Here is a 15,270-nt window from a genome sequence, read left to right as displayed (position 1 = left end):
TTATCTAATATTCTATTTTGCTTCTAATCTTCCATTTTGCCATAAATCAAAATATTCCGACCACTGATCTTATAAGTCAGATCACCGGTCAGTTCCAATGCCTCAAGGAATGAGTTGATTGTCCCGTAGCGCTTCAAACTACCACTATAAGTTATGTTGCGTAAATCTTCGGTTTCATAATATACTTGTATGTCGTACCAGCGCTCGAACGTTTCCATGATTTCTCCTAAAGAACGATTATTAAAGACATACAGGCCTTCTACCCAACCTACATATTCTTCCAGATCCACCATACGTTTCTCCGAGCCATTAGCCGAAACGACTGCCTGTTCACCCGGCAAGAGAGTGATAGCTTCCACATTCGGTGCAGAGAATTGCACTTTACCACGAACCAGTGTCGTGTAGCAGACGGAGGCGTTGATGTAAGCATTTACATTAAAAGCAGTACCCAACACAATCACATCTCCAAGATGGGTCTGCACAACAAACGGATGATTTTCATCCTCAGCGACATCAAAATAGGCCTCACCTTCCAAAGCTACAAGCCTACGCTTGCCAACGAAGCGTACAGGATAGGTCAACTTAGAGCCAGCATTCAAATGAACCGTAGTTCCATCCGCAAGGATTACCGTATTTTCTCCTCCACGCGGTATAACCAGTTCATTTGATTTTGCCGATTGCTCTTCAACGTTTTTTTCTTCGTGTTGTGTTGTAACGGTTGATTGATAAGACAGTACTCCTTCTTTATATTTTACCTGAATACCATCCACTACCACATTTACTTCTTTCTTATCCACATCAATGACACTACCATCGGGTAAGGTCAACTGTGCTTGTTGCGTACCCGGCTGAATCAAAGGTCTGCTTTCTTCTTTCGGAGAAGAGCTATTCAACATATAGAAAGAAAGCCCCACTGCGAAAATAACGACAGCGGCAGCAATATACCACCCGATGCGAAGAGACCGACGTCTTTGTCTTTCCGGTTCGACTTGTCCTATTTTTTGAAGGAAAGATTGATAAGCTTTCTTCGATGAATAATTTTGACGTTCCTTAAAGGCAGCTTTCAACGTCTCACTATTCTGCAATTGCTCATATATCTTCCGCAAGTCCGAACATTCCTCCAATCGCTTTTCAAGCTCCTGTTGTTCCGCTTCATCCGCTTCTCCTAGAAGAACTCTTCTCATCAAAGCAGCATCTTGATATACATTTTCGAACTTCTTCATCTTATTGACCATTCTTTAATTAAACGACTGTTTAATTTCTCTTTATTATAGATATACATAACTTATAGAAAAGGGTGACAAAAAGATTCTATTTTTTTAGTAGAATAATATAGAGAGGTCGATTTTTGCGACAAAAATATATCATTTTGTCACATCAGAAAAGAAATAGCGGTGATTTTAACAAAAGAAACAAAACTTAATCAATCTATAAAAAGGCAAATATGTATCAGAATGTTTTTTCTTATTTTTAGAGAAATAAACAAAGAATTATGGAATTCATGGAATCCCCCAGCTTCTCACGGAGAAATCTATAGCTGCGCGTCTTTTGAGTTTTGACGGTGTTAATACTAATTCCCAGACGTTCCGCAATCTCTTCCCAAGTATACCCTTCAATTCTCAGCAAGATGATTCGGCGTTGTTCGGCTGGAAGTTCTTCAATATGGTGATACAACTGGCGGATAATTTCCTCCTTTACCGTTAAAGCATAAATCATATCCTCATCTTCCACACCTTCTCCCTCAGCAAGAGAACTTAAAATAGTATCATGGATCTGATTATTGCGTATATATAATAAGGTGTTATTATAGCAGGCACGATAAAGATAATTGGCGAGTTCCTTGATATCAGAGAAAGTACGCTTACCTTCCCAGATAGAAATAAAAACCTCCTGAACCAAATCTTCCACCGCATCGGGCACCGGCAATATCTTGGAAACATACACACATAGAGCGGCATAAAAACGATCATAGAAATCGCCCCATATCTTTTCATCCTTTCGGTTGACTCCCGCTACTATGGCGTCAATTTTATCCTTCATACTGTCACATTACCTGCGAAAAAAGAAAACAGAATTCATCAAAAACGCTGTAACTACTTACTTTTGCGATATTTACGAATGCAAATATATTGTTTTTTTCAGAAACGCAGGCTTAACCAAGCTACAAAATAGAAAATAAAAGCAGCGCCATCCTAAAACTAATTTTTCATTTTCATCTCTCATATCTCTCATAAAAGGAAGGTAAACAACCTATGATCAGACGATTATATAATGAGAGATGATTTTAAAGTTCCGCATCTCTCATACTTTTCACGAGATCTCTCATATCTTTTACAGGATCTCTCATACTCTTTCCTCTCATGACAAACGCAAGCTTCTTTTCTTCTTTATCCAACAGTACTTCAGCCCACAACCAACAGACATTTATATGCAAGGAAGCATTCAAGAGCGCTTTATCAAGCCATATTCCCCGCATTATCTATTGCGCATCCAAACCGTTGCACTCCAGTGAACAGATCATTGTACTCTAGTGAACAGTTCCGTCTACTCCAGTGAACGGTTCTATCCACTAGAGTGGAACGAATGGAATGTCGCTTTTATAATCTGAAAAGAGCGCCAATCCAGGATAAGACTACAGAGTATTCATCTATGAAATAGTACTGCTAATGACACAAACGGGCATAAAAAAAGAGCGAATCATTCCGCTCCACCTTAAAGAATCCCCATTAATGGGATTCTTCTTTTCTTCATCTTTCATTTACTTGTTACCTAAAAACTACTCTTTTACCAATACCTAATCAAAACAAACTTTTTCCTAAAAAACAATCTAAAAAATCTAATACCTTAAATTTATAAACTAATACCTTCTAATTTTTTACCTTTTAATTTTTCTTTTTCTAATACCTAAAAATTTAAGTAGTTTCACAACTACGATGCAAAGGTATAGCTGTTTTGGAAAATGACAAGAGACATTTTATTAAAAAATATATTTGAACTTATTTTTTTGACTTATGTCAAGAGTTCGGGTGAAAAACGGTCTAGTTTCTTCAAAATTCTGGCAATTCCCGAAGTAGCAAAAAGAAAGCATACGAAAACATATAGAGGCAAAATTCTTACTTTTTAGTAGAAAGTAAACCACCAAAGCAGCAAGAACAACTTTATTTTTTGAACAAACTGTATGTTCATAACCCGAAATCACGGCGTTTTTTTCAATCCGCCCGTCCCTCTCCCCGATTTTTCGGAAGCAAAAACAGCTTAAAGATACAACTCTCGCAACTTTTCTGTAACTTTGCAGCGTTAGATAATAAATAAGATAGGAATGGATTTTAAGTACGACGTAATTGTAATTGGTGCCGGACATGCCGGTTGCGAAGCGGCAGCCGCTGCCGCTAATTTAGGTTCAAAGACTTGTCTCATCACAATGGACATGAACAAGATTGGACAGATGAGTTGCAACCCGGCAGTAGGAGGAATCGCCAAAGGACAAATTGTACGTGAAATAGATGCACTGGGTGGACAGATGGGATTGGTTACGGACGAGACGGCCATCCAATTCCGAATCTTAAACCGGTCAAAAGGTCCTGCCATGTGGAGTCCGCGCGCTCAATGTGACCGCGCCAAGTTTATCTGGTCCTGGCGGGAAAAACTGGAGAACACACCCAATCTTCATATCTGGCAAGATACCGTCTGCGAACTTCTGGTGGAGAACGGAGAGGTGACCGGCCTTGTTACAGTTTGGGGAGTTACCTTCAAAGCGAAGTGTGTCGTACTAACCGCAGGAACTTTCCTCAACGGACTTATGCACGTCGGACGTCATAAGTTGCCGGGAGGAAGAATGGCCGAACCGGCTTCTTACCAACTGACCGAATCCATCGCCCGTCACGGGATCACATACGGTAGAATGAAAACCGGAACTCCGGTACGAATAGATGCACGCAGCGTTCATTTTGATCAGATGGAAACACAGGATGGAGAATGTGACTTCCATAAGTTTTCATTTATGAACACAAGCGTGCGGCATTTAAAACAACTTCAATGCTGGACCTGCTATACGAATGAGGAAGTACATCGCATTCTACGCGAAGGTCTGCCGGATTCCCCTCTATTCAACGGACAGATTCAGAGTATCGGTCCACGTTATTGTCCGAGTATCGAAACCAAGATCGTTACTTTCCCCGACAAGAACCAGCATCAGTTGTTCCTGGAACCGGAAGGTGAAACCACCCAAGAATTATACTTGAACGGATTTTCTTCCTCGCTTCCGATGGACATACAGATCGCAGCGCTAAAACAAATTCCGGCATTCAAAGATTTGGTGATCTACCGCCCGGGATATGCCATCGAATATGACTACTTCGACCCGACACAATTGAAACATACGTTGGAATCGAAGATTATCAAAAATTTATTCTTTGCCGGACAGGTGAATGGTACTACCGGATATGAAGAAGCCGGAGGACAAGGATTAATAGCCGGAATCAACGCACATATCAATTGTCATGGTGGCGAAGCATTCACATTAGCACGTGACGAAGCATATATAGGCGTATTGATCGATGATCTGGTAACAAAAGGTGTAGATGAACCTTATCGGATGTTCACCTCACGGGCAGAATATCGGATCTTGCTCCGAATGGATGACGCAGATATGCGACTCACCGAAAGAGCCTATCAGCTTGGCCTGGCCAAAGAAGATCGTTATCAATTAATGAAAAGCAAAAAGGAAGCAGTGGAGCAAATCGTTTCCTTCGCACAAAACTATTCGATGAAACCTGCATTAATCAATGATGCACTCGAAAAGATAGGAACCACTCCTCTGCGTCAAGGATGCAAGTTGATAGAAATACTGAATCGTCCGCAAGTGACGATTGAAAACATATCAGAGCATATTCCGGCATTCCAACGGGAATTGGAAAAAGCGACAAGTTCCGATGAAGGCCGAAAAGAAGAAATTCTCGAAGCTGCTGAAATCTTAATCAAGTATCAAGGATACATTGACAGAGAACGGATGATAGCAGAAAAGCTGGCACGATTGGAAAGTATAAAAATTAAAGGGAAGTTTGATTATGCTTCCATTCAGTCGCTATCTACCGAAGCCCGCCAAAAGCTGGTAAAGATAGATCCGGAAACAATTGCCCAAGCAAGCAGAATACCGGGAGTATCTCCAAGCGACATCAATGTATTACTGGTGCTTTCGGGACGATGATAATGCGCAACGTTTCACGTGAAACAAAACATTTAAAGAAACGATATAAATCAATGATTATGAGCAAAGAAACGCTAATCAAAAGTATTCGGGAAATACCAGATTTCCCCATTCCCGGAATCTTGTTTTATGATGTTACGACATTATTCAAAGACCCGTGGTGTTTGCAGGAATTGTCGGATGTCATGTTCGATATGTATAAGGACAAAGGTATCACAAAAGTTATAGGCATAGAATCAAGAGGTTTCATCATGGGGCCTATTCTGGCAACCCGTCTGAATGCCGGCTTTGTCCCTATCCGCAAGCCAGGCAAGCTTCCGGCCGAAACACTTGAGGCAAGTTATGACAAGGAATACGGAAAAGATACCGTGCAGATTCATAAAGATGCGCTGGACGAGAACGATGTAGTTCTGATACACGACGATCTGCTGGCAACAGGAGGAACAATGAAAGCTGCTTGTGAACTTGTGAAAATGCTAAAGCCTAAAAAAGTATATGTAAACTTCATCATCGAGTTGAAAGACCTGAACGGGAAAGCCGTATTCGGCGATGATGTAGAGGTAGAATCCGTACTGACGCTATAATACTCCGCGTCCTCTGTGTGATGAAACCCAAAGAATGAGAATAAGCATACGTATGGAAGCGAAGTTCAATGAATATCTGAAAGGAATCGTAGCCAATCTTCCCGAAAAGCCGGGTATTTATCAATACCTGAATTCGGAAGGAACGATTATATACGTTGGAAAGGCTAAAAATTTAAAGAAAAGGGTCTACTCCTATTTCAGTAAAGAACACGAACCCGGAAAGACACGGGTGTTGGTCAGCAAAATCGTGGATATTCGCTACATTGTAGTCAACACGGAAGAGGACGCTCTCCTTCTGGAAAATAATCTGATAAAGAAATACAAACCCCGTTACAACGTTTTATTGAAGGATGACAAGACTTATCCTTCTATTTGCGTACAAAACGAGTATTTTCCCCGAGTTTTCAAAACGAGAAAGATAATAAGAAACGGTTCTTCCTATTATGGTCCGTATAGTCATATCCCCTCGATGTATGCGGTATTGGACTTAATAAAGCATCTATATCCTTTGCGGACTTGCAATTTAAACTTAAGCCCGGAGAACATTCGGGCAGGCAAATTCAATGTTTGCCTGGAATATCATATCAAGAAATGCGCCGGACCATGCATCGGGCTGCAATCACAGGAAGACTACCTCAAGAATATCGATGAAATCAAAGAGATTCTCAAGGGAAATACGCAAGAAGTAAGCCGTATGCTGCTGGAGAAAATGCAGACATTGGCAGGCGAGATGAAGTTTGAGGAGGCACAGAAAATAAAAGAGAAGTATCTTTTAATAGAAAACTATCGTTCGAAGTCGGAAGTGGTCAGCTCTGTCCTTCATAATATAGATGTCTTTTCTATCGAAGAAGATGAAACCAATTCGGCCTTCATCAATTACCTCCATATCACCAACGGAGCTATCAACCAGGCTTTCACTTTCGAATATAAGAAGAAGCTGAATGAATCAAAAGAAGAACTTCTGACGCTGGGCATTATCGAGATGCGAGAGCGTTACAAGAGTCAGTCGAGAGAGATTATCGTTCCTTTTGAGCTTGATATGGAGCTGAATAATGTCGTTTTCACCGTTCCCCAACGGGGAGATAAGAAGAAGCTATTGGAACTTTCCATCTTAAACGTGAAGCAATACAAGGCCGACCGCCTGAAACAGGCGGAAAAGCTGAATCCGGAGCAGAGGAGCATGCGTTTGATGAAAGAGATACAACAAGAATTGCATCTGGAAAGACCTCCATTGCAGATTGAATGTTTCGATAACTCGAACATACAAGGTTCTGACGCAGTGGCAGCCTGCGTCGTATTTAAAAAAGCCAAACCATCGAAAAAGGATTACCGGAAATATAATATAAAGACCGTCGTAGGCCCGGATGACTACGCTTCGATGAAAGAAGTCGTCAGAAGGCGTTATCAGCGTGCTATTGAAGAAAACGCTCCTCTACCCGACCTGATCATCACTGATGGTGGAAAAGGGCAAATGGAGGTCGTCAGAGAAGTTATTGAGGATGAATTACGCCTCAATATTCCTATTGCCGGACTGGCAAAAGACAACCGCCACCGTACATCGGAACTCCTATTCGGCTTTCCACCGCAAACAATCGGTATCAAGCAGCATAGCCCGCTTTTCCGCCTACTGACACAGATTCAGGATGAAGTACACCGCTTTGCAATCAGTTTCCATCGCGATAAACGCAGCAAACGGCAAGTGGCATCTGCGCTGGATACCATCAAAGGGGTTGGAGAAAAGACCAAAACGGCTCTTCTAAAAGAGTTCAAGAGCGTAAAACGAATCAAAGAGGCCTCATTAGAGGATATTGCTGTCGTTGTCGGAGAAGCCAAAGCAAAAATAGTCAAAGAAGGATTATAATATTTTCTTCCCAATACACCGTTTTCTCTTCTTAATTTTGTAAATTTGCCTTTCATAATCATGAAATAAAAGAAGAGTAATGCGAATTGTTATACAACGGGTAAGCCATGCATCAGTCACTATTGACGGAAACTGCAAGTCTGCCATCGGAAAAGGAATGCTGATTTTAGTCGGTATCGAGGAAGCCGACGGTCAGGAGGACATTGACTGGCTCTGCAAAAAGATAGTAAATCTGCGTATTTTCGACGATGAAAATGGAGTAATGAATAAGTCCATTCTGGAAGACGGAGGCGAGATTCTGGTCATCAGCCAGTTCACTTTACACGCTTCCACCAAGAAAGGGAACCGCCCCTCCTACATCAAAGCTGCAAAGCCGGATGTATCCATTCCGCTTTACGAGCAGTTCTGCAAAGATCTGAGCAGCGCATTGGGCAAGGCAATCGGTACAGGTACTTTCGGGGCGGATATGAAAGTCGAACTTTTAAACGACGGCCCTGTTACTATATGTATAGATACCAAGAACAAAGAATAACAGACTGACTAACCATCAGTAACAACCCTATTAATCACAATTATTAACCCCTAAGCACTAAAGAAATGACTCTGGAAGAAGCTCAAAAACAAGTAGACCAATGGGTGAAGACATACGGCGTCCGCTACTTTAGCGAGTTGACCAACATGGCAGTCCTGACCGAAGAAGTCGGAGAACTGGCACGGGTTATGGCTCGAAAATATGGCGATCAATCCTTCAAAGAGGGAGAAAAAGACAACCTTGATGAAGAAATAGCAGACGTATTATGGGTGCTTCTCTGCATTGCCAACCAAACGGGTGTAGATATCACCGACGCGTTGCAAAAGAGTATAGACAAGAAAACGAAACGAGATAATAAAAGACATATCAACAACCCAAAACTGAAAGATCATGGAAGAGAATAACTCACAGCCTAGCAAGTATGATGCCGCACTGGCAAAGTATAACACCAATCTGAACGATGCGGACATCCAAGCTCGCGTAGCCGAACTGATCGAGAAGAAAGTTCCGGAAAACAATACGGAAGACGTTAAGAAGTTCCTGTTCAACTGTATCGACCTGACTACACTGAACAGCACAGATAGCGATGAGAGCGTAATGCATTTCACCGAAAAAGTCAATCAGTTTGACGATGAATACCCTGATCTGAAGAATGTAGCGGCAATCTGCGTATATCCTAATTTTGCCGCTATCGTCAAGAATACGTTGGAGGTAGACGGAGTCAATATCGCCTGTGTATCAGGAGGTTTCCCTTCATCTCAGACTTTCATCGAAGTAAAAGTAGCAGAAACTGCATTGGCAATCACAGACGGTGCTGATGAAATAGACATCGTCATCTCCATAGGCAAGTTCTTGAGCGGAGACTACGAAGGAATGTGCGAAGAAATAGTGGAGTTGAAGGAAGTGTGCAAAGAACATCATCTGAAAGTAATCCTCGAAACAGGAGCCTTGAAGAGTGCTTCCAACATCAAAAAAGCCTCTATCCTATCCATGTATTCGGGTGCGGATTTCATCAAAACGTCCACCGGCAAGCAACAGCCTGCCGCCACTCCAGAAGCTGCGTATGTGATGTGTGAAGCCATCAAGGAATACTATCAGAAAACAGGAAATAAAGTCGGCTTCAAACCGGCAGGGGGCATCAATACGGTCAACGACGCAGTTGTTTATTACACCATCGTCAAGGAAGTACTGGGCGAGGAATGGCTCAACAACCAGCTGTTCCGCTTGGGTACCAGCCGTCTGGCCAATCTCCTCCTTTCGGATATCAAAGGCGAAGAAATCAAATTCTTCTAACCCCCTAAGGCTACATTAGCAATCAAATATGCCCCGCCGCGCTGGCTCCCGCCTTTACGGAAGCCGACGCGGCACTTTTTATATTAAGAAAAACTAAAGTTCGTTATCCTACAATTCAAAAATTCCTTATCTTTGTAAACGATTTAGCGATGAAAATATAGCTAACCAGTTATATTAGAGAACGTTTCATTTATTACCAACTTCCTGGAATTCGGCAAAATTCAAAGTTATGAAGGTAATAAGCAAACGGGTCTCACGCACCTTCATGTATATACTTTTGTTATATATCGAACGGAGCGTGGGACTGTTGCTTGTATTATCATAACGGCTTGCCGAAGCCTCAGGAGGATACATTGCAACAGTTCTCACGCTTTTCATAAATCTGAATGAAAGTATAGGATGGATGTATACACGAGAACCTTACGATTCAATCATAACCCTCTAAACCTGTTCCTCAAAACCGAGAGGAAAAAGGGATTACGCATCGGCTATATGGAAGCCGCATTGGAAGGATTTTATCTTAATTCCATAGAAACCGGAATGCACCCGCAAAAATTATCCGATTTGTTGTTAGAGAAATTTTATTGTAACGATACCGAAGCCGTCACCGGATTATTCCAATTTCTGATCAATGAGGGCGATAGGGTCTCCTATCAAATCATGCTTCCTTACCTGCTTTCAGCAAGCAATATACATGAGTTCGAAGAAATCATTCGCAAACGCTTTTTCGGAATAGACCGCTTTGTCCGGCAAGGAAAGAATCTATACAATTTCGTGAAGTACACAGAGGAAAGAAGAGACCCTATTATATGGATAAATGATTTGGAAAGAGGAATTGTCGGATGGGATATGGGGCTGCTCGTAGGATTGGTTCGCAGTGCTTTAGGAAGCGGATATATTACAAAAGAAGAAGCCTGGAGATACATAGAACAGGCCAATACATTATGCGCTGATGTACTCCATACACCGGAAGAAATAGATAAAAGCTTCCTAATAGGCAAAGCTATGAAATCAGAAAAGATAGAAGATTGGGATCGATTTTTGTCTTGTTATTCCCGATTGGATAAATATCGAAAGTAATCATTTTTCGCGGTCCACCACGTAATTCAGATAGGCCCGGAGAGCTGTACATACATCCGAATCCGGCAAAGAGGCCAATAATCCTAGAGCTTTCTCTTTATACAAATTCATGGTTTGAATTGCATATTCGATACCTCCGCTTTCTTTGATAAACGCGATCAAACGGGCTATTTCGTCAGGGGTAGCCGTACCGTCTTTCACCTTGATCGCAATCTCCCGGGCAGCATCGTCCTTCGTATTGTTCAGCACATAGAGAGCCGGTAAGGTCAACTTGCCTTCGAGCATATCATTACCTGTCGGCTTACCAATCTCCTTACTATCAAAGTAGTCAAAAATATCATCTTTAATCTGGAAGCAAATACCAATATACTCCCCTAGTAAACGGGCGAATTCGGCTTCTTCCTCATTTGCATCTACCGAGAGGGCGGCAGCCTTCGTGCAGGCAGCAAAAAGAGCAGCGGTTTTCTTACGGATTACATCAAAATAAACGGATTCCGAGAAACTATGATTACTTACATTCGAAAGTTGAAGCAATTCACCGTCGGCAAGATCCTGCCCCAGCAAAGAAACCAGTCGAATGATAGGATGGCTTTTCGTTTGCTCGGCGTGAACCAGACTAGTGGCAAGCAAATAATCTCCCGTCAACACGGCTACCTTATTATTAAAGATGGCATTCACTGAAAGCTGACCACGACGTTCGGTACTCTCATCCACCACATCGTCATGCACCAAACTGGCTGTATGAAGCAGTTCCAGCGAAACAGCCGCATGAAGGGTAGAAGGACGGACGGCATCGTAAAGACGTGCCACCAACAAGACAAGAATAGGACGCATCATCTTACCATTCCTCTGCCGTATATGGGATACGACACTGTCGAGCAATGCATTCGAACTGGAAAGAGAACTATCAAAAAGTTTCTTGAAAGCCTCCAGTTCCGCTTCAATCGGAGTTCTGATAAGTGATATACTGTCCATTTACTACACAATTTGAGCACAAAAGTAATAATAAAACGCTTAATACGGTATTTTTTTGTATTTTTACCATGAAAAATTAATTAAATCTATGGATTCAGATAATAAATTATTTCTTTTAGACGCTTATGCACTGATATACCGTGCATACTACGCCTTTATCAAAAACCCCAGAATCAACTCCAAAGGATTCAATACTTCAGCCATACTAGGCTTTGTGAATACCCTAGAAGAGGTGCTGAAAAAAGAGAACCCGACGCATATAGGAGTGGCTTTCGACCCTTCGGGGCCTACCTTCCGCCACGAAGCTTTCGAACAATATAAAGCACAACGCGAAGAAACTCCGGAAGCAATCCGATTATCCGTACCTATTATAAAGGATATTATCCGTGCTTATCGCATTCCTATTCTGGAGGTTGCCGGTTACGAAGCCGATGACGTGATAGGAACACTTGCTACCGAAGCCGGTCGTCAAGGCATCACTACTTATATGATGACACCTGATAAGGATTACGGACAATTGGTAAGTGACAAGGTATTCATGTACCGTCCCAAACATACGGGAGGCTTTGAGGTAATGGGAGTGGAAGAAGTGAAAGCCAAGTTCGATATTAAGTCTCCGGCACAAGTGATTGATATGCTCGGTCTGATGGGCGACTCTTCGGATAATATCCCCGGCTGTCCCGGCGTAGGCGAAAAGACCGCTCAGAAACTGATTGCCGAATTCGGAAGTATCGAGAACCTATTGAAGCATACCGACCAACTGAAAGGAGCATTAAAGACAAAAGTGGAAACGAACCGGGAGATGATAACATTCTCTAAATTCCTGGCAACTATCAAAATCGATGTACCTATCCAACTTGAGATGGATGCGCTCGTTCGCGAGCAACCGGACGAAGAGGCGCTTCGCTCCATCTTTGAGGAACTGGAATTTAGAACACTTATCGACCGGGTACTTAAAAAAGAGACTTCCGCTCCTCTCCCACTCTTTCCCGAAAAAAGTGAAGGGATACAAGGCGATTTATTTGCAAATTTCACGGGCAACGAGCCGAGTGAAGCCAAAAAATCGAATCTAGAGACGTTAGAATCGCTCTGTTGTGACTATCAACTCATTGATACAGAAGAGAAAAGAAAGGAAATTATTCAAAAGTTACTTACATCTAAAATTCTCTCGTTAGATACGGAAACCACCGGAACGGAACCGATGGATGCAGAATTGGTCGGAATGAGTTTCTCCATTGCCGAAAATGAAGCATTTTATGTCCCGGTTCCCGCAAACCAAGAAGAAGCGTTAAAAATCGTCAATGAGTTTCGACCGGTATTCGAAAACGAAAGTTCGCTGAAAGTGGGGCAAAATATCAAGTACGATATGATTGTTCTCCAAAATTATGGAGTGGAAGTAAAAGGCCCGCTCTTCGACACAATGATTGCTCACTATGTTCTTCAACCGGAACTTCGTCACGGGATGGATTATCTGGCAGAAATCTATTTGCATTATCAGACGATTCATATCGATGAGTTGATAGGGCCGAAAGGTAAAAACCAGAAGAATATGCGCGACCTTGCTCCGAAGGATGTTTACCGCTACGCTTGCGAAGATGCAGACGTAACGCTGAAATTGAAAAACGTACTGGAGAAGGAATTGAAAGAGAATGGCGCCGAACGTTTGTTCTATGATATCGAAATGCCTCTCGTCCCGGTATTGGTCAATATAGAAAGAAACGGAGTGTTATTGGATACGGAAGCATTGAAACAGTCGTCCGCTCATTTTACAGAACAGATGGAACGCATCGAAAAAGAGATTTATGATCTGGCAGGCGAGACTTTCAATATCGCTTCGCCGAAACAGGTCGGTGAAGTTCTGTTCGATAAGCTGAAGATTGTAGAAAAAGCCAAAAAGACAAAGACAGGGCAATATGTCACTTCGGAAGAGGTTCTCGAAAGTCTTCGCCACAAACATCCGGTGGTGGAGAAAATTCTGGAACACCGCGGACTGAAGAAGTTACTGGGAACGTATATCGACGCACTCCCCCAACTTATCAATCCACGTACGGGAAGGGTACATACCTCTTTCAATCAGACTGTCACCGCTACAGGACGTCTCAGCTCAAGCAATCCGAACTTACAGAATATCCCCATACGCGACGAGAACGGAAAAGAGATCCGTAAAGCATTTATTCCGGATGAAGGTTGTCTTTTCTTTTCCGCCGACTATTCACAGATCGAGCTACGGATTATGGCACATCTCAGTGAGGATAAGAATATGATCGACGCCTTCCTCAGTAATCATGACATCCACGCTGCAACAGCCGCTAAGATTTATAAGACTGATCTGAAGGATGTGGATTCTGATATGCGCCGCAAAGCAAAAACCGCCAATTTCGGTATTATATATGGTATATCCGTTTTCGGACTTGCCGAACGGATGAATGTAGAACGAAAAGAAGCCAAAGAATTAATCGACGGTTACTTTGAAACCTATCCCGGAGTAAAGGCCTACATGGATCAGAGTATCCGGGTGGCTCAAGAGAAAGGATATGTGGAAACGATTTTCCACCGGAAACGTTTCTTACCGGATATCAACTCCCGGAATGCAGTCGTACGCGGATATGCGGAACGAAACGCTATCAATGCTCCTATTCAGGGAAGCGCGGCCGATATTATCAAGGTGGCTATGGCACGTATTTACCAACGGTTCCGGGCAGAAGGGATAAAAGCCAAAATGATTCTGCAAGTACACGACGAATTAAATTTCAGTGTCCCCATTGATGAGAAAGAACGGGTAGAAGAAATCGTTATCGAAGAAATGGAAAAAGCATACCGTATGCACGTTCCCTTAAAAGCGGATTGCGGATGGGGAAAGAACTGGCTCGAAGCACATTAAAACCGATAATGCATCTTGCACCGCCACAGCGCATACCGGCAAAATTGCAACAGGATTAAGTAATAACATTATTTAACCTGACAACCAGAAAGCAAGAAAAAGGAACACTTTTTCAACGAAGTGATTCATTCTATATCCGGCAGATTGACTGCCGGATATTTTTTTGTCACCAATATTGCCAAAAAGCAAGTCAATACTAGCGCACAAATCTGACATTTTGATAATATTTCATCTTCGATATTGCATAAATACCAAATTAATATGTAATTTCGCAGTGTAAAACAGATATAGTTATAGAAAAATGAAAGAATAACTCAAAAACTTAAATAGCCATGAAAGCCAAAGTATTTTTAAAGATGTTCGTTGTATCAGCAGTTCTTCTGGTTGCATCACTTGCCACTTCTGCGCGCAGCAATGATGGTCAACTGATCTACAATCCGATAGAAGAAAATGGTATGACAATAGGACAAACTGTTTACAAAATGGACGGAAGTACCCTTGCTAACTACATGAAGTACAATTATAAGTACGATGATAGCAAACGGATGGTTGAAAGTGAAGCTTTGAGATGGGACAGTGACAAGGATGAATGGCAAAAAGATTTACGAATCAACTATATTTACGAAGGTAAAACCGTCACTACCAATTACTATAAATGGAACACTAAAAAACAAGCCTACGTATTGGTTCCCGAAATGACCGTTACGATGGATAATACAAATATGTAACAAAACTCTCTCTCATTCTAATATTCTAATAGCAAGGAATGCCGCTTCTGGTGAAGAAGTGGCATTTCACATTATATAATCGGATGTTCCACGTGAAAATACATTATTTATCCTGAATCCCAATCAATCT

At 42.0% G+C, this 15,270-nt stretch carries 13 protein-coding genes; 9 read left to right on the top strand and 4 right to left on the bottom strand.

Going from position 1 to position 15,270, the window contains the following annotated elements:
* Window positions 1–23: 23 nt before the first annotated feature.
* Both GD630_RS16360 and GD630_RS16355 read right to left on the bottom strand, forming a co-directional pair.
* Window positions 24–1,223, bottom strand: coding sequence for a FecR domain-containing protein (locus GD630_RS16360; RefSeq protein ID WP_143867166.1), 1,200 nt, complete (start codon window positions 1,221–1,223; stop codon window positions 24–26).
* Between the two features lie 247 nt (window positions 1,224–1,470).
* Entirely contained in the window at window positions 1,471–2,040 is a 570-nt protein-coding gene (locus GD630_RS16355) for an RNA polymerase sigma-70 factor (RefSeq protein ID WP_022274753.1), read from the bottom strand.
* Window positions 2,041–3,319: 1,279 nt separating this feature from the next.
* On the opposite strand from GD630_RS16355, the gene mnmG reads away from it, so the two are divergent.
* The 6 genes from mnmG to deoC all read left to right on the top strand — a co-directional run bounded on the left by mnmG (window position 3,320) and on the right by deoC (window position 9,476).
* On the top strand, window positions 3,320–5,206 hold the full coding sequence (gene mnmG / locus GD630_RS16350) for a tRNA uridine-5-carboxymethylaminomethyl(34) synthesis enzyme MnmG (RefSeq protein WP_143867168.1): 1,887 nt from the start codon (window positions 3,320–3,322) through the stop codon (window positions 5,204–5,206).
* A 53-nt stretch (window positions 5,207–5,259) separates the two neighbouring features.
* Window positions 5,260–5,790, top strand: coding sequence for an adenine phosphoribosyltransferase (locus GD630_RS16345; RefSeq protein WP_007757107.1), 531 nt, complete (start codon window positions 5,260–5,262; stop codon window positions 5,788–5,790).
* A 52-nt stretch (window positions 5,791–5,842) separates the two neighbouring features.
* Window positions 5,843–7,651, top strand: coding sequence for an excinuclease ABC subunit UvrC (uvrC, locus tag GD630_RS16340; protein WP_394368264.1), 1,809 nt, complete (start codon window positions 5,843–5,845; stop codon window positions 7,649–7,651).
* Window positions 7,652–7,730: 79 nt separating this feature from the next.
* On the top strand, window positions 7,731–8,183 hold the full coding sequence (gene dtd, locus GD630_RS16335) for a D-aminoacyl-tRNA deacylase (RefSeq protein ID WP_022275847.1): 453 nt from the start codon (window positions 7,731–7,733) through the stop codon (window positions 8,181–8,183).
* A gap of 65 nt (window positions 8,184–8,248) precedes the next feature.
* A complete protein-coding gene (locus tag GD630_RS16330; protein ID WP_007757101.1) occupies window positions 8,249–8,587 on the top strand; it encodes a nucleotide pyrophosphohydrolase in 339 nt (112 codons plus the stop codon).
* Window positions 8,574–9,476, top strand: a complete 903-nt coding sequence (gene deoC / locus GD630_RS16325) for a deoxyribose-phosphate aldolase (RefSeq protein WP_143867170.1) — start codon at window positions 8,574–8,576, stop codon at window positions 9,474–9,476. The genes GD630_RS16330 and deoC overlap by 14 nt, the downstream gene beginning before the upstream one ends.
* Before the next feature lie 186 nt (window positions 9,477–9,662).
* Here the strand turns inward: deoC and GD630_RS16320 are convergent, their stop codons facing one another.
* The gene (locus GD630_RS16320; RefSeq protein WP_182505786.1) at window positions 9,663–9,854 is read right to left on the bottom strand and encodes a hypothetical protein; all 192 of its coding nucleotides are present in this window, start codon (window positions 9,852–9,854) and stop codon (window positions 9,663–9,665) included.
* 21 nt (window positions 9,855–9,875) lie between these two features.
* On the opposite strand from GD630_RS16320, the gene GD630_RS16315 reads away from it, so the two are divergent.
* On the top strand, window positions 9,876–10,556 hold the full coding sequence (locus tag GD630_RS16315) for a DUF1266 domain-containing protein (RefSeq protein WP_022275845.1): 681 nt from the start codon (window positions 9,876–9,878) through the stop codon (window positions 10,554–10,556).
* Here the strand turns inward: GD630_RS16315 and GD630_RS16310 are convergent, their stop codons facing one another.
* Window positions 10,557–11,531, bottom strand: a complete 975-nt coding sequence (locus GD630_RS16310) for a polyprenyl synthetase family protein (protein ID WP_022275844.1) — start codon at window positions 11,529–11,531, stop codon at window positions 10,557–10,559.
* Between the two features lie 88 nt (window positions 11,532–11,619).
* Here GD630_RS16310 and polA point away from each other — a divergent pair, with 88 nt between their 5' ends.
* Both polA and GD630_RS16300 read left to right on the top strand, forming a co-directional pair.
* Entirely contained in the window at window positions 11,620–14,412 is a 2,793-nt protein-coding gene (gene polA, locus GD630_RS16305) for a DNA polymerase I (RefSeq protein ID WP_143867171.1), read from the top strand.
* Window positions 14,413–14,744: 332 nt separating this feature from the next.
* On the top strand, window positions 14,745–15,140 hold the full coding sequence (locus tag GD630_RS16300; protein WP_022275840.1) for a DUF3836 domain-containing protein: 396 nt from the start codon (window positions 14,745–14,747) through the stop codon (window positions 15,138–15,140).
* Window positions 15,141–15,270 lie beyond the last annotated feature (130 nt).

This window comes from Bacteroides zhangwenhongii (assembly GCF_009193325.2).
Lineage (GTDB): Bacteria > Bacteroidota > Bacteroidia > Bacteroidales > Bacteroidaceae > Bacteroides > Bacteroides zhangwenhongii.
Note: the sequence above shows the minus strand (reverse complement) of the source record. Positions and strands in the feature narration are given on the sequence as shown.

Excerpts from the sequence above, each read along its gene's own strand:
- polA (WP_143867171.1), top strand. The coding sequence starts at position 11,620 with ATGGATTCAGATAATAAATTATTTCTTTTAGACGCTTATGCACTGATA.
- GD630_RS16320 (WP_182505786.1), bottom strand. The coding sequence starts at position 9,854 with ATGAAAAGCGTGAGAACTGTTGCAATGTATCCTCCTGAGGCTTCGGCA.
- dtd (WP_022275847.1), top strand. The coding sequence starts at position 7,731 with ATGCGAATTGTTATACAACGGGTAAGCCATGCATCAGTCACTATTGAC.
- mnmG (WP_143867168.1), top strand. The coding sequence starts at position 3,320 with ATGGATTTTAAGTACGACGTAATTGTAATTGGTGCCGGACATGCCGGT.
- GD630_RS16355 (WP_022274753.1), bottom strand. The coding sequence starts at position 2,040 with ATGAAGGATAAAATTGACGCCATAGTAGCGGGAGTCAACCGAAAGGAT.
- GD630_RS16310 (WP_022275844.1), bottom strand. The coding sequence starts at position 11,531 with ATGGACAGTATATCACTTATCAGAACTCCGATTGAAGCGGAACTGGAG.
- GD630_RS16330 (WP_007757101.1), top strand. The coding sequence starts at position 8,249 with ATGACTCTGGAAGAAGCTCAAAAACAAGTAGACCAATGGGTGAAGACA.
- deoC (WP_143867170.1), top strand. The coding sequence starts at position 8,574 with ATGGAAGAGAATAACTCACAGCCTAGCAAGTATGATGCCGCACTGGCA.
- GD630_RS16345 (WP_007757107.1), top strand. The coding sequence starts at position 5,260 with ATGATTATGAGCAAAGAAACGCTAATCAAAAGTATTCGGGAAATACCA.
- GD630_RS16360 (WP_143867166.1), bottom strand. The coding sequence starts at position 1,223 with ATGAAGAAGTTCGAAAATGTATATCAAGATGCTGCTTTGATGAGAAGA.
- GD630_RS16315 (WP_022275845.1), top strand. The coding sequence starts at position 9,876 with ATGGATGTATACACGAGAACCTTACGATTCAATCATAACCCTCTAAAC.
- uvrC (WP_394368264.1), top strand. The coding sequence starts at position 5,843 with ATGGAAGCGAAGTTCAATGAATATCTGAAAGGAATCGTAGCCAATCTT.
- GD630_RS16300 (WP_022275840.1), top strand. The coding sequence starts at position 14,745 with ATGAAAGCCAAAGTATTTTTAAAGATGTTCGTTGTATCAGCAGTTCTT.